The organism is Streptomyces sp. WAC00040 (assembly GCF_056835925.1).
The window spans coordinates 479199-505521 of sequence record NZ_JAKQZE010000003.1; the positions used below are offsets into that span (position 1 = coordinate 479199).

Here is a 26323-nt window from a genome sequence, read left to right on the forward strand (position 1 = left end):
GGTAGGCCAGGATCGGCGCTATGGACCTGCTGAACACACTGGTGGAGAAGGGGCTGCGGCGCGAGCTGCCGACCCGCGAAGAGGCGCTCGCCGTGCTGGCGACCTCCGACGACGATGTGCTCGATGTGGTGGCCGCTGCCGGCAAGGTGCGCCGTCAGTGGTTCGGGCGGCGGGTGAAGCTCAACTACCTGGTCAACCTGAAGTCCGGCCTGTGCCCGGAGGACTGCTCGTACTGCTCCCAGCGCCTCGGGTCGAAGGCGGAGATCCTCAAGTACACCTGGCTGAAGCCGGAGGAGGCCTCGGAGGCCGCGGCGGCCGGTGTGGCCGGCGGCGCCAAGCGGGTGTGCCTGGTCGCCAGCGGGCGCGGCCCGACCGACCGGGACGTGGACCGGGTGTCCAGGACCATCGAGGCGATCAAGGAGCAGAACGAGGGCGTCGAGGTGTGCGCGTGCCTGGGCCTGCTCTCCGACGGCCAGGCCGAACGACTGCGTGACGCGGGCGCCGACGCGTACAACCACAACCTGAACACGTCCGAAGGGACATACGGGGACATCACGACCACGCACACCTACGCGGACCGCGTCGACACGGTCAACAAGGCGCACGCCGCCGGCCTGTCGGCCTGCTCGGGGCTGATCGCCGGCATGGGTGAGAGCGACGAGGACCTGGTGGACGTCGTCTTCGCGCTGCGTGAGCTCGACCCGGACTCGGTGCCGGTGAACTTCCTGATCCCGTTCGAGGGGACGCCGCTCGCCAAGGAGTGGCATCTCACCCCGCAGCGGTGTCTGCGCATTCTCGCGATGACCCGCTTCGTCTGCCCGGACGTCGAGGTGCGGCTGGCCGGCGGGCGCGAGGTACATCTGCGTTCGATGCAGCCGCTCGCGCTGCACCTGGTCAACTCGATCTTCCTCGGCGACTACCTCACCAGTGAGGGCCAGGCGGGCAAGACCGACCTCGAGATGATCGCGGACGCCGGTTTCGAGGTGGAGGGCACGGACACCACGACACTGCCCGACCACCGTGCGGCCGGCGGCGGCTGCGGCTCGGTGTGCGGCGACGGCGACCAGGGCGGGTGCGCCTCGGAGGCGGCGGAGGCGGAGACGACCGCGGCGGGTGAGGCGTCCGCGGCGCGTACGGATCTGGTGGCGGTGCGCCGCCGGGGAGCCGGGACGGACCTCGCGCCCAATGCCTGAGTTCGGCCCGGACGAGCTCCGCGCGCTGGACCGGGCGCACGTCTGGCACCCGTACGGCCCCATGCCGGGCCGCAGCGACCCGCTGGTCGTCGAGTCCGCGTCCGGCGTACGGCTGCGGCTCGCCGAAGAGGTGCACGGGCAGCGCGAGTTGGTCGACGGCATGTCCTCGTGGTGGTCGGCCGTCCACGGGTACAACCACCCGGTGCTGAACGAGGCGGCGACCGCGCAGCTGGGCCGGATGAGCCATGTGATGTTCGGCGGGCTCACCCATGAGCCCGCCGTGCGGCTCGCGGCCCGGCTCGTGGAGATCACCCCCGAGCCGCTGCGGCACGTCTTCCTCTGCGACTCGGGCTCCGTGTCCGTGGAGGTCGCCGTGAAGATGTGCCTCCAGTACTGGCGTTCGCTGGGCCGCCCCGCCAAGCAGCGGCTGCTGACCTGGCGCGGCGGCTACCACGGCGACACCTGGCAGCCGATGTCGGTGTGCGATCCCGAGGGCGGGATGCACGAGCTGTGGCAGGGGGTGCTGCCCCGGCAGCTCTTCGCCGATGCGCCTCCCGCCGACTACGAGGAGTCGTACGCGCGGGGTCTGCGGGAGCTGATCGCCCGGCACGCGGACGAGCTGGCGGCGGTGATCGTCGAGCCGGTCGTGCAGGGCGCGGGCGGCATGCGCTTCCACTCCCCCGAGTATCTGCGCGTCCTGCGAGAGGCCTGCGACGAGTACGGCGTGCTGCTCGTGTTCGACGAGATCGCGACCGGGTTCGGGCGTACGGGCACGCTGTTCGCGGCCGGGCACGCAGGCGTCGCACCGGACGTGATGTGCCTGGGCAAGGCGCTGACCGGCGGCTATCTGACGATGGCCGCGACGCTGTGCACATCGCAGGTGGCCGAGGGCATCTCGCGGGGCGAGGTCCCGGTGCTCGCCCACGGCCCCACGTTCATGGGCAACCCGCTGGCCTCCGCCGTCGCCTGCGCGTCGATCGACCTGCTGCTCGGGCAGGACTGGCAGCGGGAGGTCCGCCGCCTGGAGACGGGGCTGCGCGACGGTCTCGCTGAGGCCGCGGACCTGCCCGGGGTGAAGGACGTGCGGGTGCTCGGCGGCATCGGGGTCGTACAGCTGGACCACGATGTCGACATGGCCGCGGCCACGGCGGCGGCCGTCCGGGAAGGGGTCTGGCTGCGGCCCTTCCGCGACCTCGTCTACACGATGCCGCCCTACGTGACGGACGACGAGGACCTCGCCCGCGTGTGCCGCGCGGTGCGTGCGGCGGCAGCGGCGGGCTGAGGTTGCCCGCCGCGGAACGTCGCAGCGGACAGCGGATCGAACGAAGGACACACAAGCACATGGCAGTGATCGTTGTGACCGGCACCGGCACCGAGATCGGCAAGACCGTCGTCACGGCGGCGGTCGCCGCAGCGGCTCTGGCCCAAGGGCTGTCCGTCGCCGTCCTGAAGCCCGCGCAGACGGGGCTGGCGCCGGACGAGGACGGCGACGTCGCTGTGGTACGGCGGCTCGCCGGCGACGTGACCTGTGCCGAACTCGCCCGGTTCCCCGAGCCGTTGGCGCCGGCCACCGCCGCCCGGCGGGCGGGACTCGCACCGGTGCGACCCAAGGACGTGGCGAATGCCGCCGAGAAGCTGGCGGCCGAGCACGACCTGGTGCTGGTGGAGGGCGCGGGCGGCCTGCTCGTACGGCTCGACGACGACGGCGCCACGCTGGCGGACGCGGCCACCGAGCTGGGCGCGCCCGTGCTCGTGGTCGCCCCGGCCGGCCTCGGCACGCTGAACATGACGGCGCTCACGGCGGAGGCTCTGCGCGCACGCGGCCTCGAGCAGTTGGGCGTGGTGGTCGGGAGCTGGCCGCGCACACCCGATCTGGCGGCGCGCTGCAATCTGGCGGACCTTCCGGAGGCCGCGGGGGCACCGCTGCTCGGGGCGGTACCGGAGGGCGCCGGCGCGCTCGGTCCCGCCGATTTCAGGGCGCGGGCGGCGACCTGGCTGACGCCACGCCTCTACGGCCGGTGGGATGCGGGGGCGTTCACCGCCTCCGTAGGCTGACGCCCATGCGTGCAAAGATCGACGAGATCGTCTTCGACTGCCACGACCCCGCCCGACTGGTGCGCTTCTGGGCCGCGCTCCTCGGCGGCGATCCGGTGGACCGCTCCGACGACTGGTCGTACGTCGATCCGCCGGAGTTCGTGCGCGTCGCCTTCCAGCGGGTGCCGGAGGGCAAGACGGTCAAGAACCGCCTTCACCTGGACCTGGACGCCGGTGACATCGACGCGGCCGCGGACGAGGCGGTCCCCCTGGGGGCGGAGCGGGTCGGGGCGATCGTGACCGACGACCACGGCCGCTTCCTCGTGATGCGCGACCCGGAGGGCAACGAATTCTGCTTCGTGGCGGCCACGGACGGCTGAGCCGCGCGCAGCGGGGGAGAATGACGGGGACCGGCCCGTCTCCCAAGGAGGCCCCCATGGTCCCGCTCCAGCGAGGTACGAACGTCCCGCGGGACGCCGTCCACCATCCTCTCTTCGCCCGCTTCTACGCGAAGATGAGCGTGACGGCCGACCTCAAGGGCGGCATCGCCGCCTACCGTGCGGAGCTCCTGCGCGGGCTGTCCGGCCGGGTGATCGAGATCGGCGCGGGCAACGGTCTGAACTTCTCCCACTACCCGGCCACGGTCTCCGAAGTGGTGGCCATCGAACCGGAGCGCTCGCTGCGTAAGCTGGCGACGGAGGCGGCCCTGCGCGCCGAGGTCCCGGTGGACGTGGCGCCCGGCGCGGCCGAGGCCCTGCCGGTCAAGAGCGAGGGCTTCGACGCGGCGGTCGCGTCGCTGGTGCTGTGCACCGTACGCGACCTGCCGAGGGCGCTGGCGGAGATCAAGCGGGTCCTGCGGCCCGGCGCGGAGCTGCGGTTCTTCGAGCACGGGCGGGCGGAGGGCCGGGGCCTGGCGACCACCCAGCGGGTCCTGGACCGCACGGTGTGGCCGCTGCTGTTCGGCGGGTGCCACACGGCGCGGGACACGATCGCCGCGATCGAGGAGGCGGGCTTCGAGCTCGGGCCCTACCGGCGGTTCCGGGTGCCGGACCATGGACCGCAGTTGCCGACGTCGCCGTGCGTGCTCGGCGTCGCCCGCCGCCCGGTCATGGACGGGTAGCCGCCGCGACGGGGGCCGGTTCGCGCTCCGGGCGCTCGGTCGCGCCGGGGCCCGGTGGCCGGCCCCGGCGGGAGTCGGGGAGCTGCACGGCTCACCCGCTCCAGCTCCGCAGTTCCTCCGCGATGCGCCCGATGTCCGCGCTGCCGTCCTTCACCAGGCGGGCCAGGTCGCGTACCTGCTCGGGCGAGGTGACGACCTTCAGTCCGCAGGCGACGAGGTAGCCGTAGGCGACGGCCGAGGCGAACATGGCGTTGGAACGCTCCAGCGCCGGTACGTGCAGCAGCAGTTGCAGCAACGCGGCGGCCCGGGAGGCCGGGTCGCCGTAGACGGGGACACCGAATATCTCCGCCTCGTGACGGCTGACGGCGGCGACGAGCGCGCCCCAGTCGGTGACCTGGGGGTCGCCGGGCATCTTGTGCTCCGCGACCATGAGCAGCCAGGCAAGATCGATCCGCAGACTCAACGCTTGTCGCCGAACTCCTCGACGAAGACCGACTCGTACTGCTTCATGAAGTCGGCCGCCGCGTCGACGAAGGTGCGTCCCGCCTCGCCGGCGTCCTGTTTGACGAGCTCCTCGATGTAGCGGTTCACGCTCACGCCGCGTTGCATCGCCCGCTGGCGGGCGGTCTCCGCGGTGGACTCGTCCACGCGTACGTTCAACTGTGTCTTCGCCACACCCTGAAGCTAGCGCGAAGGTGCTAGCAGCGCAAGGGCGGCCCGGCCGTATCCCGTCTCACAGCGCGGAAAGACGGTGGCGGTGCCGGTCGCGGGCGTGCTTGGCTCACCGCCATGACCGACCTGCTCATACGCAACGCCGCTCCCGACGAGGCCGAGGCCGTGCTGGCCTTCTGGAAGGAGGCCGCGGAAGGCACGAGCATCACGGACGACGTGGACGGCGTCACGCGGCTCATCGACCGTGACCCCGAGGCGCTCATCCTCGCCGAGTCGGACGGCGTGCTCGTGGGCTCCGTCATCGCGGGCTACGACGGCTGGCGCTGCTCCCTGTACCGACTGGCCGTGCTGCCCTCCCACCGCCGGCGCGGCATCTCGACCGCCCTGCTCGACGCGGCGCAGAACCGGTTCGCCGCGGTGGGAGGCCGCCGCGGGGACGCGATGGTCCTCGAGGCCAACGAGCAGGCTCACCGGGCGTGGACCTCCGCCGGGTACGTACGCGAGGACCACTGGCGCCGGTGGGTCAAACCGTTCAGCTGAACTCCACCGCCACCTCCACGCTTTTGCCCGTCCTTTACCATGGGCGCACTGTCCGCTCCCGTACGAAAGGTGTGAGCGTCCGCCCATGGGCGAGCCTCCTAGTAGCCGACATCGCGCAAACCTTCTCCCCCTGCCGGATCATGGGATGGAGGTGAACCGATGACCGAAGTGCTTCTGCTCGGCGTGGCCGTGCTGCTCTCCGTCGCCTGCGGAGCCTTCGTCGCGGCGGAGTTCTCGCTCACGACGGTCGAGCGCAGCGATCTCGAACGAGCGGCGGAGCGCGGGGAACGAGGCGCGGCCGGCGCGCTCAAGGCCGCCCGCAGCCTCACCTTCCAGCTCTCCGGCGCACAGCTCGGCATCACGGTCACCAACCTGGTCGTCGGCATGCTCGCCGAGCCGTCGATCGCCACGCTGATCCGTGGACCGGTCGAGGACCTCGGCCTCTCCCCTTCCGTGGCGTCGTCCGCCGCGCTGGTCATCGGCACGGCCCTGTCGACCGTCGTCCTGATGGTCGTCGGCGAGCTCGTCCCGAAGAACTGGGCCATCTCCTCACCCCTGGCCGTCGCCAAGGTGGTCGCCACGCCGCAGCGGATCTTCACCGCCGCGTTCCGGCCCCTGATCTCCCATCTCAACAACACCGCCAACCGCATGGTGACGCGGCTGGGCATGGAGCCGACGGAGGAGCTGGCCTCCGCCCGCAGCCCCAAGGAGCTCGTCGCCCTGGCCCGCCACTCGGCCAAGGAGGGTGCGCTCGAGGCGGACACCGCGGAGCTGTTCGTCCGCACCCTCGGCCTCGGCGAACTCACCGCGGAGAACGTGATGACCCCCCGGGTGCAGGTCACGGCTCTGGAGGCGCAGGCCACGGCCGAGGACGTCGCCAACGCGACCCGGGCCACCGGCCTGTCCCGCTTCCCTGTCTACCGGGGCAGCCTCGACACCGTGGTCGGCATCGCCCACATCAAGGATGTCCTGGCCGTGCCCGCGGAACACCGCCGCCGGCTGCGCGTCTCCGAACTGCTGCGGGAACCGGTCCTCGTGCCCGAGTCACTGACCGTCGACCGGCTGCTCGACCGGCTCCAGGGCAGGTCCACCATGGCCGTCGTCATCGACGAGTACGGCGGCACGGCAGGTGTCGTGACCATGGAGGACATCGTGGAGGAGGTCGTCGGCGAGGTCCGCGACGAGCACGACCCGCACGAGACGCCCGACCTGGCCCCCGCGGGCGAGGACGCCGACGGACGGATCCTGTGGTCGGCCGACGGCGCCGCGCGCACCGACCAGTTGGCGGCCATCGGCCTCCAGGTGCCGGACGGTCCGTACGAGACGCTCGCCGGAGTCGTCGCCACCGAGCTGGGACGCATCCCGGCCGAAGGTGACCGCATCGACATGGACGGATGGCAGCTCGATGTCGTCGACGCGTCCGGACGGCGGGCGGCGCGGGTGCTGATGCACGCGCCGCCGATCGCCACGGAAGGGGCCGACGAGATCCAGGAGGCCGGACGATGATCGCGATCCAGCTCTTCATCGGCTTCCTGTCCCTGGTCGCCAACGCCTTCTTCGTCGGCGCGGAGTTCGCGCTGATCTCCGTCCGCCGCAGTCAGATCGAACCGGAGGCACAGGCCGGCGACCGCCGGGCCCGCAGCGTCCTGTGGGGTCTCCAGCACGTCTCGGACCTGATGGCCGCCGCGCAGTTGGGCATCACGCTGTGCACGCTGGTCCTCGGCATCGTCGCCGAGCCGGCCATGGCGCACCTGCTCGAGCCGGTCTTCGACGCGGTGGGCGTGCCGCACGGTGCGGTCCACCCGATCTCGTTCGTCATCGCCCTCTCGCTCGCGACGTACCTCCACATGCTGCTCGGCGAGATGGTGCCGAAGAACATCGCCCTCGCGGAGCCGGTGCGCAGCGCGCTGTGGCTGGGCCCGCCGCTGGTCACGCTCGCACGCGCCCTGCACCCCGTCATCGTCATGGTCAACGCCTTCGCGAACAGCCTGCTCAAGCTGCTGCGTGTCGAGACGAAGAACGAGGTGACCGCGACGTTCTCCGACGACGAGCTGGCGAACCTGGTGCAGGACGCCGGCGAGGCCGGGCTGCTCGACGACCGCTCCGCGGAACGGCTGCGGGACGCGCTCGAACTCGGCCGGCGGCCCGTGCGCGACGTGGTGATGCCCATCGAGCGCGTGGTGTACGCCCAGGCCGGTACGACGCCGGAACAGTTGGAGCGGCTGTCCGCGGAGTCGGGCTTCTCCCGCTTCCCGGTGGTGGACGCGGGGCGGCGCATCCTCGGCTACCTCCATGTGAAGGACGCCCTGGACGCGGCGCCGAGGAACACGGCGTTCCCCGTGTCGGCGATGCGGCCGATCGCGCGGGTCCGGGCGACGACCCCGCTCGACGACGTCCTCACGGCGATGCGCCGGAGCCGTACGCACCTGGCGGCCGTCCTCGACGAGAACGGCCGGCCGGAGGGCCTGGTCACGATGGAGGACATCCTGCGGGAGCTGGTGGGCAAGCCGGGGTGACGGGCGGGGGCATTTCCAGCCCGCCCGGCACCGAGGGCACCGCGCGCAGCACGGTAGGGGTCCGGGCGGAGCCCGGTTACGGAAGGGGCGGGTGGGGGAAACCGCCCCGCGCAGCGGCTACATCGCCATGGCGCCCAGCCACGCGTCCAGCACCGCGGCCCCGCCCCGGATCGTGAAACGGTCCTCGTTCGGCCGGCGGCGGCCGTAGACGAGGAGCAGGAGGTCGGCCGCGTCCGCCGTCACCGTGACGTCGGCCGCCTCCGCCGTGGGCGTCCACGAGAAGCCGGCGGCGCCGAACGTGATCGTCCAGGCAGCGCCGGTGTCCCGGGCGAACAGCCGGACCGAGCCGCCGGCCGACGACGCCAGCCGCTCGATGGTCCTGGTGTGACAGGGCACGTTCTCGAAGAACTCCGCGATGCCGTCCGCCGCCGTCCCCGGCTCGAGGCGGGGTTCCTGCCCGAGGGCCAGTTGCGCGTCGGCGCAGTGGATCACCGCCTCGAAGAGCAGCCGCCGCGGGTAGAAGGCGACGCGCTGGTCCGCGCCGTAGGACCACATCGGAAGGTCCGGGTCCACCGTGCGCAGGGTGCGCAGGGAGGACTCGGCGGCGCCGGCCATCCACTGCGGGTACGCCGACGGCTCGTCCGGCAGGTCGAGAGGCACTTCACGCGCCCGGACGCGCTCGGCGGCCCGGGTGCGTACGACGTGCTCCGCCCAGCGGTGCGTCGTGCCGTGGTGCGCGATCAGATCGGCCAGGGTCCAGCCCGGGCAGGTGGGGACGGGCGTCGCCGGGTCCGCGTCCCGTACCGCCGCTGTGAAGTCGGCCACGACGTGCGCGATGGACTCGCAGTACCGCTCGTGCTGGTCGTCGTCGAGGCCGAAGCTGTCCGGCACCCTGAGCAGGCCGTCGCGCCAGCCGCCTTCCGGGTGGCGTCCGGCCGCCGCGCGGACACGTTCCGCGAGCTCGCGGCGGTCCGCGGGAGGGAGCCTGTCCAGCAGGAACGCGGTGGATTCGAGCCACTTCACCGCGGTGTCCGGGTCGAGCACGTCGTCGTCGCAGGTGTCGATCAGGGTCACCACTTCGGCCAGTGCTTCGGCCAGGGCGTTGAGCAGCGCGTCACTCACGAAAGCTCCCCTCCGGGTACGGAACCGACGGACCCTACCGCACGGTAGGATCGCTGCGCCATGGAGATCAGTGCCAACTACACCAGCTTCGTCGCGGTCGGTGACTCGTTCACGGAGGGCATGTCGGATCTGCTCCCCGACGGCTCCTACCGCGGCTGGGCGGACGTCCTCGCGGGCCGGCTGGCCGCCCGTACCCCCGGCTTCCGCTACGCGAACCTCGCGGTGCGCGGCAAGCTGATCGGACAGATCGTCGCCGAGCAGGTCGATGTCGCCGCCTCGATGAACGCCGACGTGATCACCCTCGTCGGCGGACTCAACGACACCCTGCGGCCCAAGTGCGACATGGTGCGGGTGCGTGATCTCCTTCAGGAGGCGGTGGAGAAACTCGCGCCGTCGTGCCGGCAGCTGGTGCTGATGCGCAGCCCCGGCCGCCAGGGCCCGGTGATGGAGCGGTTCCGTCCGCGGATGGAGGAGCTGTTCGCCCATGTCGACTCACTCGCGGCACGGCACGGCGCGCTCGTCGTCGACCTCTACGGCTCCTCCGCTCTCGGCGATCAGCGGATGTGGGACGTGGACCGGCTGCACCTGACGGCCGAGGGGCACCGCCGGGTCGCCGAGGCGGTCTGGCAGACGCTCGGCCTGGAGGCCGAGGACGACTGGCAGGCACCACTGCCGCCGGCGCTCCGGTCGAGCTGGGCGGCGCGGCGGGTCGCCGACGCGCAGTTCGCCCGCCGGCATCTGGGGCCGTGGATCGGGCGGCGGCTGACCGGGCGGTCCTCCGGCGACGGCAGGCCCGCCAAGCGGCCCGACCTGCTGCCTTACGCGCCCTTCAGGCCGCCGTCGGCCGACGCCTGACACCCTTGTAGCAAGCTACAACCACGGGCGGGGCGCTGAGCTGCGCAAACCCACAGTAGAATCTGCACACGTGACTGCTGTGTCTGCGAAGCCTCGCATCCCCAATGTTCTTGCCGGCCGCTACGCCTCCGCGCAGCTCGCCGTGCTCTGGTCCCCCGAGCAGAAGGTGAAGCTGGAGCGTCAGCTCTGGCTGGCCGTGCTGCGCGCGCAGAAGGACCTCGGGATCGAGGTACCGGACGCCGCGCTGGCCGACTACGAGCGGGTGCTCGACCAGGTCGACCTGGCGTCGATCGCCGAGCGCGAGAAGGTCACCCGCCACGACGTGAAGGCCCGGATCGAGGAGTTCAACGCCCTCGCCGGCCACGAGCACGTCCACAAGGGCATGACGTCCCGTGACCTCACGGAGAACGTCGAGCAGCTGCAAATCCGGCTGTCGCTGGAGCTGATGCGCGACCGTACGGTCGCGGTGCTCGCGCGGCTGGGCAAGCTCTCCGGTGAGTACGCGGAGCTGGTCATGGCCGGCCGGTCCCACAATGTCGCCGCCCAGGCCACCACGCTCGGCAAGCGGTTCGCGACGGCCGCCGACGAGCTGCTCGTCGCCCACGGGCGTCTCGAGGACCTGCTGAGGCGCTACCCGCTGCGGGGCATCAAGGGCCCCGTCGGCACCGCGCAGGACATGCTCGACCTGCTGGGCGGCGACGCCGCGAAGCTGGCCGAGCTGGAGCAGCGCATCGCCGCCCACCTGGGCTTCGGCCACGCGTTCACCTCGGTGGGCCAGGTCTACCCCCGTTCGCTGGACTACGACGTCGTGTCCGCCCTGGTACAGCTGGCAGCGGCGCCTTCTTCGGTGGCCAAGACGATCCGCCTGATGGCCGGGCACGAGCTGGTCACCGAAGGCTTCAAGCCGGGCCAGGTCGGCTCGTCCGCGATGCCGCACAAGATGAACACCCGCTCCTGCGAGCGCGTCAACGGCCTGATGGTCATCCTGCGGGGCTACGCCTCGATGACCGGCGAGCTCGCCGGCGACCAGTGGAACGAGGGCGACGTGTCCTGCTCCGTGGTCCGCAGGGTGGCGCTGCCCGACGCGTTCTTCGCGCTCGACGGGCTGCTGGAGACGTTCCTGACGGTGCTCGACGAGTTCGGCGCGTTCCCGGCGGTCGTCGCCCGTGAGCTGGACCGCTACCTCCCGTTCCTCGCCACCACGAAGGTCCTCATGGGCGCGGTCCGTGCCGGTGTCGGCCGCGAGGTCGCGCACGAGGCCATCAAGGAGAACGCGGTCGCGTCCGCCCTCGCCATGCGGGAGCAGGGTGCCGAGCGCAACGAGCTGCTGGACAAGCTCGCCGCCGACGAGCGGATCCCGCTGGACCGCGCGCAGCTGGACGAACTGATGGCGGACAAGCTGTCGTTCACCGGTGCCGCCGGCGACCAGGTGACCGCCGTGGTCTCCAGGATCGAGGAGATCGCCAAGCATCACCCGGAGGCCGCCGCCTACACGCCGGGCGCGATCCTCTGACCCGCCCCACCCCGGCAGAGCTGGAGGCCGCCCGCGACCGCGTCATCGAGGACGTGGTCGCGGACGGCCTTTCCGTGCTGTTCTGCGGCATCAATCCGGGCCTGATGTCCGGTGCCACCGGACATCACTTCGCCCGGCCCGGAAACCGTTTCTGGCCGGTGCTGCACCTGTCGGGGTTCACGCCGCGGCGGCTGCTGCCGTCGGAGCAGCGTGAGCTCCTCGACCACGGGCTCGGCATCACCAACATGGTGGCACGCACGACCGCCCGGGCCGACGAGGTGAGCGACGAGGAGCTCCGCGAGGGCGGCCGGCTGCTGGCCGCGAAGGTGGAGCGGCTGGCGCCGCGGTGGCTGGCCGTGGTGGGCGTGACCGCTTACCGCACGGCGTTCGGGGAACGGTCCGCCCGGATCGGGCCGCAGGAACGGACGATCGGCGGCGCGCGGGTGTGGGTGCTGCCCAACCCCAGCGGGCTCAATGCCCATTGGACGCTCCAGGCGATGGCCGAGGAGTACGGCAGGCTGCGTAAGGCCGCCGACCGGCCCTGAGAGTCGAATACGCACCAAAGGACACCGCCCGACGCCGCGGCCGGGCCGCCCGGGCGGGCTGCCGCTGTCCGTGCACGCCGGGCACGGCACCGCCCGACTGTCGCCACCAGGCGTTGTTCGGGAGAAGCTCAGCCGGGTGACGTGCCACGGGAAGACGGTGTCTAGGGCGGGTCGATGTCGGTGACGACGGCGATCAGCCGGTGCTCGTCCTCGCCTTCGGCGCGTGAGACGCCCACCGCTATCCAATGGCCCTCGACCCGCCAGAGGTGCAGGTCCTCGACGCGGTGGCTCAGCTCGCCCCACGGCTGAGCGATCGCCTCTCCGCAGATCGTCCCGATGAAGACCGACCACAGAGCGAACCACTGGCCCTCCCCCCAGCGGCTGCTCAACGCGCCCACCAGTGCCTCGCACTCCGCCTCGTACGGCTCGCGCGACCGGCCGTCCGCACGCTCCGCCGCGTCCAGGCAGTCCGCGGGCGTGCGCAGCTCCGCCAGGTGGTAGCCGGGCCCGCTGTCGCCGAACTCCGACCTGCCGCGCTGTGCCGGGAACGCCCGGCCGCGCAGCAGGTCGATCGCAGCGAGGTGCTGTGCCGTGGTCATGACTCCATTGAACCTGCCGCCACTGACAGTTGGCACACCGTCACCCGCTCCCCCGGGCCCGTCCCGGTCCCGTGGCACGACGCGCGCCCGCAGCGAGTACGATCCGGCCAACACGGGCACGAACTGGGAGGACACACGTGGGGCGGCTGACCGGCGGGGACCCGTCGCTGCTGCGGCGCATCAATTCCGCGGTGGTACTGCATTCACTGCGGGGCGCCGACGCCCCCACGCTCACCGACCTGACCAGGATCACCGGACTGTCGCGGCCGACGGTCGAGGGTGTGGTGGAAGGGCTGATCGAGACAGGGCTGGTCGTCGAGTTCGTCCCCGAGGAGGGCGAGGCCCGCAAGCAGGGCCGGCCCGCGCGGCGGTTCAGGTTCCGGGCGGAGGCCGGGCATCTGCTGGGCATCGAGATCGGGGCGCACCGAGTGGCGGCGCTGCTGTCGGGGCTCGACGGGCGCATCATCGGGGCCGGTTCGCGGGACGTCTCCGAGCGGGCCGGCGCCGACGACCGGCTGGAGCGGGTCCGGGCGGTCGTCGCCGACCTGCTGCGGCGGACCGGTGTGGCACGGAGCGGTCTGCGCGCGGTGGGCGTCGGCTCACCGGGGATCGTGGAGGCGGACGGAACCGTTCGGCTCTCCACGGCGCTGCCGGGCTGGACGGGGCTTCCGCTGGGAGAGCGGCTGCGCAGATCGTTCCGTTGCCCGGTGCTGGTGGAGAACGACGCCAACGCGGCGGCGGTGGCCGAGCACTGGAAGGGCGCGGCGACGGACTCCGACGACATCGTGTTCGTGCTCGCCGGACTCAGTCCCGGCGCCGGTTCGCTCATCGGCGGGCGGCTGCACCGCGGTTACGGCGGGGCGGCGGGAGAGATCGGCGCGCTGCACCTGCTCGGACGCGACGAGACACCCGAGAAGCTGCTGTCGATGACCGGGGAGCCGCTGCACCCGTTGGACGAGCAGGCGGTGGCGGACGTCTTCGCCTCGGCCAAGAGCGGCGACAAGAGCGCGCTGGCGGCCGTCGAGCGGTTCAACAAGCGCCTGGTGCACGATGTGGCGGCGCTGGTGCTGGCGCTCGATCCTGAACTGGTCGTGATCGGGGGCTGGGCCGCCGGCCTGGACGGGGTGTTGCCTCCGCTGCGCGACGAGCTGGCGCGGTACTGCCTCCGGCCGCCGCGGGTGGCGCTGTCCATGCTGGGCGAGGCGGCGGTGGCGACCGGCGCGCTGCGGCTGGCGCTGGACCACGTGGAGGAGCAGCTCTTCGCCGTCGAGGGAACGGTGACGGCCCGCCGCTGAGTGACGTGGGGCGGGCCGAACCTTCTGCGTGTGGTGCGGGACGTTCGCCCGACCCGCGCCGCCGCGGGTGTCACGGCGGGACGGTCCGGTGGTCAGGACGCGCGGCGCTGCTGACCGTCGTGGCTGATCTCGACGTCCCCCGTGTCGCCGAAGGTGAGGCGGCAGGTGTCGGCGCGGTACGTCGCGACGGACACCGCGGCGGTGCGCCCTGCGGAGAAGTACCGGGTGGTGACGACGAGGACGGGCGCGCCGGGCAGCCGGTCCAGCTCTCTGGCGTCGACGGCACCGGCGGAGCCGAGTTCGACGGCGCGGTCCTGGCCCTCGAGATCGAGGCGCTGAAGTTCGCGCAGGACGCCGCGGGCGAGGGCCGGGCCGGACGGCGCCTCGATGGCGGGGAGGTCGGGCACCGACGAGGACGGCACGTAGAGCAGTTCGGCGGCGACGGGCTGGCCGTTGTTCACCCTCAGCCGGCGCACAGTGTGCACCTCTTCGTCCGCCTCGGTGTCGAGCAGCCGGGCCACGGCCGCCGACGGCACGGCCACGGTGCACTCGGCCGCCTGCCAGGCGTCGTGTCCGGTGCCGGGCCAGTCCTGGTGCGAGGTGGTCACGTCGACGCCCACGCGCGGCGGGGCGACGGTGGTGCCGACGCCGCGGCGGCGCTGGAGGCGGCCTTCGAGCTCGAGCTGCTCGAGCGCCTGCCTGAGGGTGGCGCGGGCGACACCGAAGCGGGCGGCGAGGTCGCGCTCGTTCGGCAGGATCTCGCCGACGGTGAAGTCGGTGTCGAGCGCCTCGGCAAGCACGGTCTTCAGGTGCCAGTACTTGGGCTCCTGCACCGGTTCCAACTGCGTGGTCCCCACCCTGATCCTCCGCAATCGCCGTGTCAGCGGCGGCTTTTCCGCGCCCTTGTTTATTAAAGGTTCCTGCACTATCCCTGCGACCATAGGACGGGCCTCCGACTTGGTCAAGACCAATCCTGCGGTTGTCACGCTGCGCATCGGTAGGGATTCGCACGGCGTTCACGCGGCCTTCGTACTGAGAGCCGCGGGGCAGCACAAGACCCCGCGACCGGATAACGGCCACGGGGTCCGACGTGCGAAGAAGGGGTCTCAGTCCGTGCCAGGTCCGGCGAAGGCGGCGAGTTTGTCGGGGTTCCGGACGATGTAGACGCATTGGATGCGCCCGTCCAGCACCTCCATCTGCATGACGGTGTCCGGCTTGCCCCCGGACAGGACGAGGATCGCCGGTGCGCCGTTGGCCTCGACGAAACGGACCTCCGCGTCCGGAACCGGCTGCTGCGAGATCGCGACGACGAAGCGTCCGACCTTGTCCGCGCTCTGCATGACACGAAGAGGCGCCTTGGTCTTGCCGCCGCTGTCGCCGACCAGCCGCACGTCCGGGGCGAGGATGGAGAGCAGTCCCTCCAGATCACCGCCCGAGGCGGCGGACAGGAACCGCTCCGTGAGGTCACGGCATTCGGCGGGATCCACATCGAACCGGTGCTTGCGCTCGTCCACGTGCTTGCGGGCGCGCCCGGCGAGTTGGCGTACGGCCGCCTCCGACTTCTCGAGTGTGGTGGCGATCTCGGCGTACGGGAAGCCGAACGCCTCGCGGAGCACGAACACCGCTCGCTCCAGCGGGGAGAGGGACTCGAGGACCACGAGCACGGCGAGCGACACGGATTCGGCGAGCACCGCCCGTTCCGCCGTGTCGGGGACCGAGGGGCCGAAGTCGGTGACGATCGGCTCCGGCAGCCACGGCCCGACGTAAGACTCCCGGCGGGACTTGACGTGCCGCAGCCGGTCGATCGCGAGGCGGGTGGTGATCCGTACGAGGTAGCCGCGCGGTTCCTTCACGTCGTCGCGCCGGTCGGACGACCAGCGCAGCCAGGCCTCCTGCACCACGTCCTCCGCGTCGGCGATCCGGCCGAGCATGCGATAGGCCACGCCGGTCAGCACGGGCCGGTGTTCTTCGAAGAGATCGGTCACGGTGTCTGCTGCCACCCGTCAATCCCAGCCGACGACGGGCCCGCTGTCCAGCAGGTTCCTGTGCGGCGCGCGCTGCATCGGCGAATGAAGCCGGTCCGGTGCAGAACGGCGACTCATGGCAGGACCCGGTCATGAGACGGGGCGGCACCACCGATACCCCCTCCACCTGGGCGGGCCCCTTGAACTCCAAGCTACTGAACGGTAATTGTTACTGACAGTCTGTCTGTCCCAGCGCATGGAGCGTGCAGTCATGGCCGCAGAGATCTCGTTCTCCGTCGAGACCGCCCGGGGCAGCCGCACGCTGTCCGTCACCTACGAGCGCAGGGGCGCCGGCGAGCCGCTGCTGCTGCTCCATGGCATCGGTCACCACTGGCAGGCCTGGGAGCCGGTGATGGGGATACTCGCCGCCGACCGCGATGTGATCGCGGTCGACCTGCCGGGCTTCGGCGCCTCACCCGCGCTGCCGGACGGCGTCCCGTACGACCTGGCAACGGTCTCCACGGCGCTCGGCGCGTTCTGCCGGGCTCTCGGGGTCGAGCGGCCCCACGTCGCCGGCAATTCGCTCGGAGGGCTCCTCGCCCTCGAACTGGGTCGCGAGAAGCTGGTCCGCTCGGTGACCGCGCTCTCCCCGGCCGGATTCTGGTCGGAGGCGGAACGGCGCTACGCCTTCACCACCCTGCGGGCCATGCGGGTGGGCGCGCGGTCCCTGCCGCTGCCGGTGATCGAGCGGTTGTCCCGATCGGCGGTGGGGCGTACGGCGCTGGTGAGCACCATCTACGCGCGGCCGGGCCGCCGTTCGCCCGAGGCCGCCGTCGCGGAGACGCGCGCACTGCGCGGGGCGACCGGCTTCCACGAGACGCTCGCGGCCGGCGGCGGTGTGCTGTTCCGCGACGACGTCCGCGATGTTCCCGTCACCATCGGCTGGGGCACCAAGGACCGGCTGCTGCTGCGCCGCCAGGGCGTGCGGGCCAAGTACGTGATCCCCAGCGCCCGCCTCGTCAGGCTGCCCGGCTGCGGGCACGTCCCGATGAGCGACGACCCGGCGCTGGTCGCGCGGGTGCTGCTCGACGGCAGCGCCTGAGCCGGCCCGGTGGCGTCGGCCACCGGCACGCCGCATCCGGTCCCGCGCCGCACGGAGGGCCTTGTCGGCGACCGGTCCGGCGGACGGCAGCCGGTGGTGCGCCAGGCGCTCCCCGTCGCGTGGAGAATGACCATGCCCCGCGGCGGCACACGACAGAGGCGGCTCGCGCGGGAGACGAGTGAATGACCCCGCTCGCCCGACGGCGGCGGGGCGGAAACGGAGCCGTGATGGACCAGCAGCACTTCTCGGAGATCACCTCGTTCCTCGAGGACCGGCTCCGGCCCCTCTTCGATCCGGAGAACGGCAGTGACCACGGCTTCGGCATGGACGACACCTCGCGTGCCCTGCGCGCGCTGAGCGGTGCCGTCAAGAGCGCGGCGGCCGTGAAGGGGATCTGCGAGCAACGCGCCGGGGCCGAAACGGAGTTGCGCCGCGTCATCGACCAGACGCTGGCGCACAACTGGGACCAACTGGTGGGCCTCGCCCGGCACTGGGAGGACCACCCCGACTTCCGGCCCCTGTTCAAGCGCGGTTCGTGGGACTTCGAGCCGGAGCCGGCCGCGGGGGGCGAGGGCCAGGACCGGCGCGGGGTGCCGCCGACCTGACCGGGGAGGCGGCGGCGAAGGGGATGCGGCACGCCGTTCACCCGGCGTTCGCACAACGGACTCGGCCTGCCGCTAGGCATGGCTCGGCACACCGGCCGAACCGCCTGGAGGCGCAGCAATGTCGCAGACCCCGCAGAGTTCTCCCCCCGCCCGCCGTTCCGTCCTGCGCGGCACGGTGGCCGCTTCCGCGGCGCTGGCATTGCCCGGCGTCGGCGCGGCCCCGGCGCTGGCTCTGTCCGGACGGCCGCGTGCGGCCTGGGGCGTGCAGACCGGTGACGTCACGGCCACCTCCGGGCTGGTGTGGGTGCGTTCCGACCGGCCCGCGCGGATGATCGTGGAGACGTCCGCGACCGGGTCGTTCCGGCGTGCCCGCAGGTGGCACGGACCGCTGCTCGGACCGGGCACGGACTTCACGGGGAAGACGGCGTTGCGGGGCCTGCCCGCCGGCGAGCAGGTGCACTACCGGGTGACGCTCACCGACCCGGACGACGACCGGCGTACCGGCGAGGCGGTGTACGGGACGTTCCGTACCGCGCCGGCGAACCGGCGGCGCGGCGTGCGGTTCCTGTGGTCGGGCGACATCGCCGGGCAGGGCTGGGGCATCAACCCCGACATCGGCGGCTACCGGGCGTACGAGGAGATGCGCCGTCTGGACCCGGACTTCTTCCTGTGCAGCGGGGACACCGTGTACGCGGACGGCCCGCTCGTGCCGAGCGTGACGCTTCCGGACGGGCGGGTGTGGCGCAATGTGGTCACGGAGGAGAAGTCGAAGGTCGCCGAGACGCTCGACGAGTACCGGGGCAACTTCCGGTACAACCTGCTGGACGAGAACGTCCGCCGGTTCAACGCCCAGGTGCCGACGATCGTTCAGTGGGACGACCACGAGGTGCGCAACAACTGGTACCCGGGGCAGATCCTCGACGACGCCCGGTACAGCGAGAAGGACGTGGACGTCCTCGCCCGGCGTTCGATCCGGGCGTTCGCCGAGTACTTCCCCGTAAGCACGCTCTCCGCCGCCGGCGACGGCACTGGGGGCCGCATGCATCGGGTGGTCCGCCACGGTCCGCTGCTGGACGTGTTCGTGCTCGACATGCGCACCTATCGCGACGCCAACTCGCCGAACCGGCAGGCGGACGGGGGCGAGGGCATCCTCGGCGCCGGTCAGCTCGAGTGGCTGAAGCGGGAGCTGGACCGGTCGAACGCGGTGTGGAAGGTGATCGCCGCCGACATGCCGCTCGGGCTCGTGGTGCCGGACGGCTCCGCGAACTTCGAGGCCGTGGCGCAGGGCGATCCGGGCGCGCCGCTGGGGCGTGAGCTGCAGATCGCCGAACTGCTGCGGCACGTCAAGCACCGCCGGATCACGGGCACCGTGTGGCTGACCGCCGATGTGCACTACACCTCGGCCCAGCACTACGCTCCCGAGCGCGCGGCCTTCAAGGATTTTGCGCCGTTCTGGGAGTTCGTCTCGGGTCCGCTCGCCGCCGGCGGATTTCCGGCGAACACGCTGGACGGGACGTTCGGCCCCGACCGGGTATTCGTGCGGGCGCCGAAGCGGGCGAACGTGTCACCGATGGAGTCTCCGCAGTACTTCGGGGAGGTGGACATCGACGCCGACAGCGGCGAGCTGACGGTGCGGCTGCGCGCGGAGGGCGGAACTGTGCTTTTCACCAAGGCACTTCAGCCGGGGCGTGTCGGCCAGTGACGGGATCCGGCGGGGGTCGGGCGGACGCGCGCCGGAACGGAAACCGGTACGTGTTGAACCATGGAAGCGAACACTGCACGCCAGAATCGACCAAAACCGGCTGATAGCGCTCCAGATCGGCGCTTAACCCATCAGTCACAAAGCGTTCGTGATCACGCAACACCGGTCGGTCACAGTGAAGCCATGACAGATGTGACTTCCGCGAAGAGCGCCCGCCGTCCGCACCACTGGCGGCGGGACCTCGTCGAACTGGCCGCCATGTTCACTGCCGTCGCGGTCGCCGACACCATCGCCAAACTGATCGGGCACACTCCCGACGGGCCGTTCCTGCTCATCGCCTCGGCGGTGGCGCTGGCCGCGACGGCCACGTTCCACACATGGTGGGCACGGCGCCACAGTCATGCGCCGCCTCCGGACGCGGCGGACGCCCAGGCCCCCGCCGCGTCCCAGGAGGCAGCCGGGGAGCAGAGCCCCCGCGGGACCGCCCTGTGGCGGATGCGCACCACCGTCCAGGACACCCCCGGCAGCCTCGCCGCCCTGTGCAACGCCCTGGCCCGCCTCGACGTGGACATCCTGACCCTGCAGACCCATCCACTGGCAGACGGGACGGTCGACGAATTCCTGCTGCGGGCCCCCGCGTCCCTACAGGCCCCGCAGCTCGCCCGCGAGGTCGCCGCGGCCGGCGGCAGCGGCACCTGGACGGAGCGCGCCGACGCGCACGACCTCGTCGACACGCCCACCCGGGTGCTCGGCCTCGCCACCCGTACCGCCCTGGACGCCGCCGAACTGCCTCTGGCGCTCCGGCAACTGCTCGGCCGCTGCACCATCCGGTCCCGCCCGGCCGTCTCCCCCACGGGCAGCCCCACCGGCGAGATGCCCCCGGTGGAGGGCGTCCTCGAGGAGACGGTGATGCACCTGCGCGACCCGAACGGCGGCGCGATCATCGTCGAACGCGCCTATCTGCCCTTCACCCCCACCGAGTTCGCCCGCGCCCGCGCCCTCGTCGAGCTCGACGCACGCCTCGGTCCGCGCGTCCCCCGCAGCCAGGACATCCTCACCCTCCCCGAGGGCAACGAGATCTCCGTGCGCCGCGCCGACCAGGACGATGTGGACGCCGCGCTCGCCATGCACGAACGGTGCTCCGCCCGGACGCTCGAGATGCGCTACCACGGCCCGGTCCGGGACGCGGACCGCTACCTCAACCACCTGCTGAGCCCGCGTTTCGGCCGGACCCTGGCGGTGGAGACGGCCTCCGGCCGGCTCGTCGCCCTCGGCCACCTGCTGTGGGACGGCGACGAGACCGAGGTGGCGCTGCTCGTCGAGGACGACTGGCAGCGCCGCGGCATCGGCTCGCAACTGCTGAAGCGGCTGGCAGACATGGCGTCCGAGGCCGGCTGCGACAGCGTGTACGCCGTCACCCGGTCGTCGAACACCGCGATGGTCGCCGCCATGCGCGGCCTCGGCCTGCCCCTCGACTACCAGATCGAGGAGGGGACCCTGGTGGTCACCGCCCGACTGGATGCGGCTGCCGGCCGTCCGCGATCCCGCTACGAGCGGACGGAGCGGACCGGACGCGGCGAGCGCTGAGCGCCTGCGTCAGGTCCCGCCACAGGTCCTCGACGTCCTCGAGCCCGACCGACATCCGCAGCAGCCGGTCGCTCACGCCGGCCGAGCGCCGGTCGTTCACGTCGACGATGCGGTGGCTGATGGAAGCCGGGTGCTGGATCAGTGTGTCGACGCTGCCGAGGCTCACCGCCGGCGTGATCAGCCGTACCCCGGCGATCACGTCGTGCGGGTCCCCGTACACCTCGAAGGAGACCATCGCCCCGCCGATGCTCGGGTAGTGGACCCGGGCGACCCGCGGGTCGGTGGTGAGCCTTCGGGCGAGGTCGGCGGCCGTGGCGGACGCGGCCCGCACCCGCACCGGCAGCGTCGACAGCCCGCGCAGCAGCAGGTATCCGGCCATCGGGTGCAGGACGCCGCCGGTCGCGAAGCGGACCTGGCGCAGCTTGCGGGCGAACTCCTCGTCGCAGGCGACCACACCGCCCATCACGTCGCCGTGGCCGCCGAGGTACTTGGTGGCGCTGTGCAGGACCAGCCGGGCGCCCTCTTCCGCGGGGCGCTGGAGCACGGGGGTGGCGAAGGTGTTGTCGACGAGCAGCGGCACCGAGCCGCAGGCGTGCCGTACGGCCCGCAGGTCCACCTCGGCGAGCGTCGGGTTGGCCGGGGTCTCGACCATAACCAGTCCGGTGTCGGGTCGCAGGGCCTCGGCGATGCCGGCCGGGTCGGTCCAGGTGACCTCGGTACCGAGGAGTCCGGCGTTCAGCAGATGGTCGCTGCAGCCGTACAACGGCCGGACGGCGACGACGTGCCGCAGGCCCATGCTCGCCCGCACCAGCAGCACGGCGGTCAGGGCCGCCATGCCGCTGGCGAACGCGACGGCGCTCTCCGTGCCCTCGAGCTTGGCGAGCGCCGTCTCGAACCGGGCGGTGGTGGGGTTGTCCAGCCGTGCGTAGACGGGCGGACCCTCCGGCCGGGCTCCGGTCGTGGCGAACTCGTCGATCCGCGCGGCCTCGCCTGCGGCGTCGTACGACGGGTAAGTGGTCGACAGGTCGATCGGCGGGGCGTGCAGGCCGAGCTCCGCGAGATCCTCGCGTCCTGCGTGCACGGCATCGGTGGCCAGGGCCCGGGTCACGGGCGCGGCCGAGGCTGCGTTCTCCATGGCCGCACTGTGAACAGTTACCGGGAGGTAGCGGATCTCCTCCGTGCTACGTTCGGTAAATGGCTGATTCCGTCGCACTGGACCCGATCGATCTCCAGATTCTCCGCCTGCTTCAGAACGACGCCCGGACCACGTACCGGGACCTCGCGGCGGAGATCGGCGTGGCGGCCTCGACCTGTCTGGACCGGGTCACCAGGCTGCGCCGCTCCGGTGTCATCCTCGGGCACCGCCTCGCGCTCGACCCGGCACGGCTGGGCAGGGGGCTCCAGGCGCTGCTGTCGGTCCAGGTACGGCCGCACCGGCGGGAACTGATCGGCCCGTTCGTCGAACGCATCCGCGCGCTTCCGGAGTCGCTGGCACTGTTCCATCTCACGGGCCCCGACGACTACCTCGTCCACGTCGCGGTGACCGACATGGCGGATCTTCAACGTCTGGTGATCGACGAGTTCACGTCGCAGCGCGAGGTGGCCAGGGTCGAGACCCGCTTGATCTTCCAGCAGTGGGAGTGCGGGCCGCTACTGCCCCCGGCGGCACCCACGGGCGGATGATCCACTTCTAGCCGGATGTCAGGCGACCGGGCCCCATTGGTGGTGACGAGGGGCACGTCTTCGTACGAGGATGGGCCCCATGCCAGACACTTCCAGCAGCCCGCTGCCCCGTCAGGTCGCCGACGCCTACGTCGACGCACTCATCGAACTCGATCCGGCCCTCGGTACCTACCTGGGAATCAAGGAAAGTTCAGGGCTCCTCCCCGACTTCTCGCCCGCGGGGACCCAAGCGCTCGCCGACCTCGCCCGCGAGACCCTGGCCCGGCTCGACGACGCGGAGAAGCTGCCGGACGCCGGCAGTGACGTCGAGCGCCGCTGCGGACGACTGCTGCGCGAGCGCCTCACCGCCGAACTCGCCGTCCACGACGCGCAGGAGAGCCTGCGCGCCGTCAGCAACATCCACTCCCCCGCCCACACGGTCCGCGAGACCTTCACCGTCACTCCGGCGGAGACCGAAGACGACTGGGCGGCGATCGCCGAGCGGCTGCGCGCCGTCCCCCGGGCGCTGGAGGGCTACCGCGAGTCCCTCGCCCTCGGACTCGAGAAGAAGCTGTACGGCGGCCCGCGCGCCACGGCCACCTTCATCCAGCAGCTGACGGAGTGGAGCGGCGGCGCCACCGGCCGCGGCTGGTTCGAGGAGTTCGCGTCCGCCGGTCCCGCCGCGCTCCGCCTCGAACTGGACGTCGCCGCCGATGCCGCCACCCGGTCCGTGGCGGAACTGCGCGACTGGATGCGCGACGTGTACGCCCCCGCCGTTGCGGACGCCCCCGACACCGTCGGCCGCGAGCGATACGCCCGCTGGTCCCGCTACTTCAACGGCACCGACCTCGACCTCGACGAGGCCTACGCGTACGGCTGGTCCGAATACCACCGGCTGCTCGGCGAGATGAAGAAGGAAGCGGAGAAGATCCTGCCCGGCGCGGGCCCCTGGGAGGCGCTGGCCCACCTCGACGTGCACGGCGAGCACATCGAGGGCGAGGAGGAGGTGCGGGTCTGGCTCCAGCAGCTGATGGACGAGGCGATCGAGGCGCTCGACGGCACCCACTTCGAACTCGCCGAGCGGGTACGGAGGGTGGAGTCCCGTATCGCACCGCCAGGGGGAGCCGCCGCGCCGTACTACACGGCACCGTCGGAGGACTTCTCGCGGCCGGGCCAGACGTGGCTGCCCACGATGGGAGCGACCCGGTTCCCCGTCTACGACCTGGTGTCGACCTGGTACCACGAGGGCGTCCCCGGCCACCACCTCCAGCTCGCCCAGTGGGCCCATGTCGCCGACCGGCTCTCCCGCTACCAGTCCTCCGTCGGACAGGTGAGCGCGAACGCCGAGGGCTGGGCGCTGTACGCGGAACGCCTGATGGACGAGCTGGGCTTCCTCAAGGACGCGGAACGCCGCCTCGGCTACCTGGACGCCCAGATGATGCGTGCGTGCCGGGTCATCGTCGACATCGGCATGCACCTCGAGCTGGAGATCCCGGCGGACTCGCCGTTCCACCCGGGCGAGCGCTGGACGCCGCGCCTGGCACAGGAGTTCTTCGGCATGCACAGTGGCCGGCCGGCGGACTTCGTGGAGAGCGAACTCACCCGGTACCTGTCGATGCCGGCCCAGGCCATCGGCTACAAGCTCGGCGAACGGGCCTGGCTGCTGGGCCGCGAGAATGCGCGCCGGGCGCACGGGGAGGCGTTCGACGCGAAGGCGTGGCACATGGCGGCGCTCTCGCAGGGGTCACTGGGGCTGGACGACCTGGTGGAGGAGCTGTCCCGCCTGTGACGACGGGGGCGGGGCGGATTCACCGCTGCGCGGGGTCGTTCCCTTCCCCGCCCTCTCCCGAGACCGGGGCGGGCCCCGGACCCCGTACCGTGCTTCGCGCGGTGCCCTCAATCGCCGCAGGGCTGTTTTCGCGGAGCGAAATCCAGCCGGCCGGGCAATTGAGGCGCGGGGGTCCGGGGCGGAGCCCCCGCAACCGGTCCGGGCGGAGCCCGTTTTCGGGAAGGGACGGGTGGGGGAAACGCCCCCTCGCAGGGGCCCCACCTCCGCCCGCGCGGCGTCAGCGGCGAAACCCGCCCTCCGAGTCGATGACCTGCCCCGTGATCCACTCCGCCTCGTCCGTCGCCAGCCACGCGATCAGGCGGGCCGGATCGTCCGGCATGCCCCACCGGCCGGCCGGGAAAATCGACGCGATGGCCTCGTACACTTCGCCGTCCAGGTGATCCGTGTCCACCGGACCCGGGTTGACGCAGTTGACGGTCACGGCGAGGCCGGCGAGCGAGGTCGCCAATGAGCGGGTCGCAGAGGCCAGCGCGCCCTTCGCGAGGGCGTAGGAGATCTCGCCGGGCATGCCGCCCGCGATGTCCTGGCCCGAGGTCATCATCACGACGCGGCCGCCCGCCGTCCGAGCCGGCAGCACGGCACGCGACCGCGCGTACGCCTGGACCAGCAGGATCACGGAGCGGGCGTCGACCGCCCAGTGCGCGTCGAGCACGGCGGCGTCGATCTTGTCCAGCGGACCGTCGAAGCCGCTCAGTGCGTGGTTGGCGACGAGGATGTCGAGACGGCCGCCGAGCGCGTCCGCGGCCTTGGCCAGCAGTTCGGCCGGGGCATCGGCGTCGGACAGGTCCGCGGGACCGTGGCACACGAGGGCCTCTGGGTCCCCAAGGGCCTCCCGTACGCCCGCGGCGACCGCTTCGGGCCCGCCGGGCTCCGCGCCCCACGGCTGGGCGGCGTCGTGCGGGACGTGGTGGTGGAGGTAGACGCTCGCGCCGTACGCGGCGAGGCGCCGAGCCACCGCGTAGCCGATGCCGCCCGTGCGGCTGGCCCCGGTGACGAGAGCGGTGCGGCCGCGCAGCGGGAGGGGGTCCCGGCGCAGCGACTCGGCGGAGGGAGACGGCAGTCCGGCCATAGCCATGCATCCTGATCGATCCATCGGGCGTTGTCATGCTGTTTCCGGGACCGGGCGCTCCTGGCGAACCCGGTACGGCGGCGCGGTCCCGTACAACACCCTTCGGAGCATGCGGCGGGGCCGTCGTCGAGGCCAACGCCGCCTGGGTGAGCGGCCACTACGCCCGCGACGTCGACGCCGTCCTTCCCCACGGGTCCGTCCGGGGGCCGAAGCGGCCTGTACGCGAACCGCCGGTGCGCGGCCCCGGGCCGGTTCAGCAGCCGCAGTCGTCCGCGCCGGCAGGCGCGGTCAGCGGGTCGGCGTCGCGGACTGTACGGCCCTCCCGGGTCTCGAACGCGAAGCCCTCCCTGGCCCAGTACTCGAAGCCGCCGAGCATCTCCTTGACCTGGAAGCCCAGTCGGGCGAGGGCGAGTGCCGCGCGGGTGGCTCCGTTGCAGCCGGGGCCCCAGCAGTAAGTGACGATCGGCACGGACCTGTCGAGGAGCTCCCCGGCCTGCTCGAAAATCAGCGCGGTCGGCAGGTGCACCGCCCCCGGAATGTGGCCCTGGTCCCAGGACTCTGTGGAACGGGAGTCCAGGACGACGAATCCGGGGTCGCCGCCGGCCGAGAGCGCGGCCGCCACATCGGAGACGTCGGCGTGGAAGGCCAGGCTCGCACCGAAGTAGGCCGCCGCGGCGGCCGGGTCGGCGGGCGGCACCCGCAGGACGGGGTTGGCCGACTGGTCCACCGGGGTGTTGCTCTGCGTCGTGGTCATGTCCAGAAACCTACGGTCGGTGATC

27 protein-coding genes are annotated in these 26323 nt (G+C 72.1%); 18 read left to right on the plus strand and 9 right to left on the minus strand.

Annotated features, from left to right (window positions below):
- Window positions 1–20 precede the first annotated feature (20 nt).
- Genes bioB through MDN94_RS27610 form a run of 5 tightly spaced genes read left to right on the plus strand, consistent with a single transcriptional unit; the run spans window position 21 to window position 4347 of the window.
- Window positions 21–1193 carry a biotin synthase BioB gene (bioB, locus tag MDN94_RS27590; protein WP_482728605.1) on the plus strand — a complete coding sequence of 391 codons (1173 nt, stop codon included), beginning with the start codon at window positions 21–23 and terminating at the stop codon, window positions 1191–1193.
- Window positions 1186–2475 (plus strand): adenosylmethionine--8-amino-7-oxononanoate transaminase, encoded by a 1290-nt coding sequence (locus MDN94_RS27595; RefSeq protein ID WP_482728606.1) that lies wholly within the window; start codon window positions 1186–1188, stop codon window positions 2473–2475. Before bioB ends, MDN94_RS27595 begins: the two co-directional genes overlap by 8 nt.
- A gap of 59 nt (window positions 2476–2534) precedes the next feature.
- The gene (gene bioD, locus MDN94_RS27600) at window positions 2535–3248 is read left to right on the plus strand and encodes a dethiobiotin synthase (protein ID WP_482728607.1); all 714 of its coding nucleotides are present in this window, start codon (window positions 2535–2537) and stop codon (window positions 3246–3248) included.
- 5 nt (window positions 3249–3253) lie between these two features.
- A complete protein-coding gene (locus MDN94_RS27605; protein ID WP_482728608.1) occupies window positions 3254–3607 on the plus strand; it encodes a VOC family protein in 354 nt (117 codons plus the stop codon).
- Window positions 3608–3663: 56 nt separating this feature from the next.
- Entirely contained in the window at window positions 3664–4347 is a 684-nt protein-coding gene (locus tag MDN94_RS27610) for a class I SAM-dependent methyltransferase (RefSeq protein ID WP_441265931.1), read from the plus strand.
- 91 nt (window positions 4348–4438) lie between these two features.
- Here MDN94_RS27610 and MDN94_RS27615 read toward each other — a convergent pair whose 3' ends face one another.
- Together MDN94_RS27615 and MDN94_RS27620 are read right to left on the minus strand one after the other, a co-directional pair.
- On the minus strand, window positions 4439–4810 hold the full coding sequence (locus tag MDN94_RS27615; RefSeq protein WP_482728609.1) for a fic family toxin-antitoxin system, toxin component: 372 nt from the start codon (window positions 4808–4810) through the stop codon (window positions 4439–4441).
- Window positions 4807–5022 carry an antitoxin gene (locus tag MDN94_RS27620; RefSeq protein ID WP_482728610.1) on the minus strand — a complete coding sequence of 72 codons (216 nt, stop codon included), beginning with the start codon at window positions 5020–5022 and terminating at the stop codon, window positions 4807–4809. Before MDN94_RS27620 ends, MDN94_RS27615 begins: the two co-directional genes overlap by 4 nt.
- A gap of 114 nt (window positions 5023–5136) precedes the next feature.
- Here MDN94_RS27620 and MDN94_RS27625 point away from each other — a divergent pair, with 114 nt between their 5' ends.
- The 3 genes from MDN94_RS27625 to MDN94_RS27635 all read left to right on the plus strand — a co-directional run bounded on the left by MDN94_RS27625 (window position 5137) and on the right by MDN94_RS27635 (window position 8075).
- Window positions 5137–5559 (plus strand): GNAT family N-acetyltransferase, encoded by a 423-nt coding sequence (locus MDN94_RS27625; RefSeq protein ID WP_482728611.1) that lies wholly within the window; start codon window positions 5137–5139, stop codon window positions 5557–5559.
- A gap of 159 nt (window positions 5560–5718) precedes the next feature.
- Window positions 5719–7065 (plus strand): hemolysin family protein, encoded by a 1347-nt coding sequence (locus MDN94_RS27630; RefSeq protein WP_482728612.1) that lies wholly within the window; start codon window positions 5719–5721, stop codon window positions 7063–7065.
- Window positions 7062–8075: a hemolysin family protein gene (locus tag MDN94_RS27635; protein WP_482728613.1), complete on the plus strand. Its 1014-nt coding sequence runs from the start codon at window positions 7062–7064 to the stop codon at window positions 8073–8075. Before MDN94_RS27630 ends, MDN94_RS27635 begins: the two co-directional genes overlap by 4 nt.
- 117 nt (window positions 8076–8192) lie before the next feature.
- On the opposite strand, the gene MDN94_RS27640 is transcribed toward MDN94_RS27635, so the two are convergent.
- Entirely contained in the window at window positions 8193–9197 is a 1005-nt protein-coding gene (locus MDN94_RS27640; protein WP_482728614.1) for a maleylpyruvate isomerase family mycothiol-dependent enzyme, read from the minus strand.
- A gap of 60 nt (window positions 9198–9257) precedes the next feature.
- Here MDN94_RS27640 and MDN94_RS27645 point away from each other — a divergent pair, with 60 nt between their 5' ends.
- The 3 genes from MDN94_RS27645 (at window position 9258) to mug (ending at window position 12110) form a co-directional block, all read left to right on the plus strand.
- Window positions 9258–10052, plus strand: a complete 795-nt coding sequence (locus tag MDN94_RS27645) for an SGNH/GDSL hydrolase family protein (RefSeq protein ID WP_482728615.1) — start codon at window positions 9258–9260, stop codon at window positions 10050–10052.
- A gap of 70 nt (window positions 10053–10122) precedes the next feature.
- On the plus strand, window positions 10123–11565 hold the full coding sequence (gene purB, locus MDN94_RS27650; protein WP_482728616.1) for an adenylosuccinate lyase: 1443 nt from the start codon (window positions 10123–10125) through the stop codon (window positions 11563–11565).
- Window positions 11562–12110 carry a G/U mismatch-specific DNA glycosylase gene (gene mug / locus MDN94_RS27655; RefSeq protein ID WP_482729097.1) on the plus strand — a complete coding sequence of 183 codons (549 nt, stop codon included), beginning with the start codon at window positions 11562–11564 and terminating at the stop codon, window positions 12108–12110. Before purB ends, mug begins: the two co-directional genes overlap by 4 nt.
- Before the next feature lie 161 nt (window positions 12111–12271).
- Here mug and MDN94_RS27660 read toward each other — a convergent pair whose 3' ends face one another.
- Window positions 12272–12709: a hypothetical protein gene (locus MDN94_RS27660; protein ID WP_482728617.1), complete on the minus strand. Its 438-nt coding sequence runs from the start codon at window positions 12707–12709 to the stop codon at window positions 12272–12274.
- Window positions 12710–12846: 137 nt separating this feature from the next.
- Here MDN94_RS27660 and MDN94_RS27665 point away from each other — a divergent pair, with 137 nt between their 5' ends.
- A complete protein-coding gene (locus MDN94_RS27665) occupies window positions 12847–14004 on the plus strand; it encodes an ROK family transcriptional regulator (protein WP_482728618.1) in 1158 nt (385 codons plus the stop codon).
- A 92-nt stretch (window positions 14005–14096) separates the two neighbouring features.
- On the opposite strand, the gene MDN94_RS27670 is transcribed toward MDN94_RS27665, so the two are convergent.
- Window positions 14097–14861, minus strand: coding sequence for a GntR family transcriptional regulator (locus MDN94_RS27670; RefSeq protein ID WP_482729098.1), 765 nt, complete (start codon window positions 14859–14861; stop codon window positions 14097–14099).
- A gap of 249 nt (window positions 14862–15110) precedes the next feature.
- Window positions 15111–16004, minus strand: a complete 894-nt coding sequence (locus MDN94_RS27675) for an RNA polymerase sigma-70 factor (RefSeq protein ID WP_482728619.1) — start codon at window positions 16002–16004, stop codon at window positions 15111–15113.
- Window positions 16005–16239: 235 nt separating this feature from the next.
- On the opposite strand from MDN94_RS27675, the gene MDN94_RS27680 reads away from it, so the two are divergent.
- From MDN94_RS27680 to MDN94_RS27695, 4 genes are all read left to right on the plus strand, one after another.
- Window positions 16240–17070: an alpha/beta fold hydrolase gene (locus tag MDN94_RS27680; RefSeq protein ID WP_482728620.1), complete on the plus strand. Its 831-nt coding sequence runs from the start codon at window positions 16240–16242 to the stop codon at window positions 17068–17070.
- 227 nt (window positions 17071–17297) lie between these two features.
- Window positions 17298–17675: a hypothetical protein gene (locus tag MDN94_RS27685; protein WP_482728621.1), complete on the plus strand. Its 378-nt coding sequence runs from the start codon at window positions 17298–17300 to the stop codon at window positions 17673–17675.
- A 118-nt stretch (window positions 17676–17793) separates the two neighbouring features.
- The gene (locus MDN94_RS27690; protein WP_482728622.1) at window positions 17794–19377 is read left to right on the plus strand and encodes an alkaline phosphatase D family protein; all 1584 of its coding nucleotides are present in this window, start codon (window positions 17794–17796) and stop codon (window positions 19375–19377) included.
- Between the two features lie 183 nt (window positions 19378–19560).
- Entirely contained in the window at window positions 19561–20964 is a 1404-nt protein-coding gene (locus tag MDN94_RS27695) for a GNAT family N-acetyltransferase (RefSeq protein WP_482728623.1), read from the plus strand.
- On the opposite strand, the gene MDN94_RS27700 is transcribed toward MDN94_RS27695, so the two are convergent.
- Window positions 20882–22099 (minus strand): trans-sulfuration enzyme family protein, encoded by a 1218-nt coding sequence (locus MDN94_RS27700; protein WP_482728624.1) that lies wholly within the window; start codon window positions 22097–22099, stop codon window positions 20882–20884. The genes MDN94_RS27695 and MDN94_RS27700 overlap by 83 nt on opposite strands.
- 59 nt (window positions 22100–22158) lie before the next feature.
- Between MDN94_RS27700 and MDN94_RS27705 the strand changes: the two genes are divergently transcribed.
- Both MDN94_RS27705 and MDN94_RS27710 read left to right on the plus strand, forming a co-directional pair.
- On the plus strand, window positions 22159–22647 hold the full coding sequence (locus tag MDN94_RS27705) for an Lrp/AsnC family transcriptional regulator (protein WP_364599518.1): 489 nt from the start codon (window positions 22159–22161) through the stop codon (window positions 22645–22647).
- A gap of 79 nt (window positions 22648–22726) precedes the next feature.
- Window positions 22727–24415 carry a DUF885 domain-containing protein gene (locus MDN94_RS27710; RefSeq protein ID WP_482728625.1) on the plus strand — a complete coding sequence of 563 codons (1689 nt, stop codon included), beginning with the start codon at window positions 22727–22729 and terminating at the stop codon, window positions 24413–24415.
- Window positions 24416–24692: 277 nt separating this feature from the next.
- Here the strand turns inward: MDN94_RS27710 and MDN94_RS27715 are convergent, their stop codons facing one another.
- Window positions 24693–25544 carry an SDR family oxidoreductase gene (locus MDN94_RS27715; RefSeq protein ID WP_482728626.1) on the minus strand — a complete coding sequence of 284 codons (852 nt, stop codon included), beginning with the start codon at window positions 25542–25544 and terminating at the stop codon, window positions 24693–24695.
- Window positions 25545–25797: 253 nt separating this feature from the next.
- Entirely contained in the window at window positions 25798–26298 is a 501-nt protein-coding gene (locus MDN94_RS27720; RefSeq protein WP_482728627.1) for a rhodanese-like domain-containing protein, read from the minus strand.
- Window positions 26299–26323: the final 25 nt, after the last annotated feature.

Excerpts from the sequence above, each read along its gene's own strand:
- MDN94_RS27595 (WP_482728606.1), top strand. The coding sequence starts at position 1,186 with ATGCCTGAGTTCGGCCCGGACGAGCTCCGCGCGCTGGACCGGGCGCAC.
- MDN94_RS27685 (WP_482728621.1), top strand. The coding sequence starts at position 17,298 with ATGGACCAGCAGCACTTCTCGGAGATCACCTCGTTCCTCGAGGACCGG.
- MDN94_RS27700 (WP_482728624.1), bottom strand. The coding sequence starts at position 22,099 with ATGGAGAACGCAGCCTCGGCCGCGCCCGTGACCCGGGCCCTGGCCACC.
- MDN94_RS27605 (WP_482728608.1), top strand. The coding sequence starts at position 3,254 with ATGCGTGCAAAGATCGACGAGATCGTCTTCGACTGCCACGACCCCGCC.
- MDN94_RS27610 (WP_441265931.1), top strand. The coding sequence starts at position 3,664 with ATGGTCCCGCTCCAGCGAGGTACGAACGTCCCGCGGGACGCCGTCCAC.
- MDN94_RS27690 (WP_482728622.1), top strand. The coding sequence starts at position 17,794 with ATGTCGCAGACCCCGCAGAGTTCTCCCCCCGCCCGCCGTTCCGTCCTG.
- MDN94_RS27635 (WP_482728613.1), top strand. The coding sequence starts at position 7,062 with ATGATCGCGATCCAGCTCTTCATCGGCTTCCTGTCCCTGGTCGCCAAC.
- MDN94_RS27715 (WP_482728626.1), bottom strand. The coding sequence starts at position 25,544 with ATGGCCGGACTGCCGTCTCCCTCCGCCGAGTCGCTGCGCCGGGACCCC.
- MDN94_RS27710 (WP_482728625.1), top strand. The coding sequence starts at position 22,727 with ATGCCAGACACTTCCAGCAGCCCGCTGCCCCGTCAGGTCGCCGACGCC.
- MDN94_RS27720 (WP_482728627.1), bottom strand. The coding sequence starts at position 26,298 with ATGACCACGACGCAGAGCAACACCCCGGTGGACCAGTCGGCCAACCCC.
- bioD (WP_482728607.1), top strand. The coding sequence starts at position 2,535 with ATGGCAGTGATCGTTGTGACCGGCACCGGCACCGAGATCGGCAAGACC.
- bioB (WP_482728605.1), top strand. The coding sequence starts at position 21 with ATGGACCTGCTGAACACACTGGTGGAGAAGGGGCTGCGGCGCGAGCTG.
- MDN94_RS27660 (WP_482728617.1), bottom strand. The coding sequence starts at position 12,709 with ATGACCACGGCACAGCACCTCGCTGCGATCGACCTGCTGCGCGGCCGG.
- MDN94_RS27645 (WP_482728615.1), top strand. The coding sequence starts at position 9,258 with ATGGAGATCAGTGCCAACTACACCAGCTTCGTCGCGGTCGGTGACTCG.
- MDN94_RS27625 (WP_482728611.1), top strand. The coding sequence starts at position 5,137 with ATGACCGACCTGCTCATACGCAACGCCGCTCCCGACGAGGCCGAGGCC.
- MDN94_RS27630 (WP_482728612.1), top strand. The coding sequence starts at position 5,719 with ATGACCGAAGTGCTTCTGCTCGGCGTGGCCGTGCTGCTCTCCGTCGCC.
- MDN94_RS27680 (WP_482728620.1), top strand. The coding sequence starts at position 16,240 with ATGGCCGCAGAGATCTCGTTCTCCGTCGAGACCGCCCGGGGCAGCCGC.
- MDN94_RS27695 (WP_482728623.1), top strand. The coding sequence starts at position 19,561 with ATGACAGATGTGACTTCCGCGAAGAGCGCCCGCCGTCCGCACCACTGG.
- MDN94_RS27705 (WP_364599518.1), top strand. The coding sequence starts at position 22,159 with ATGGCTGATTCCGTCGCACTGGACCCGATCGATCTCCAGATTCTCCGC.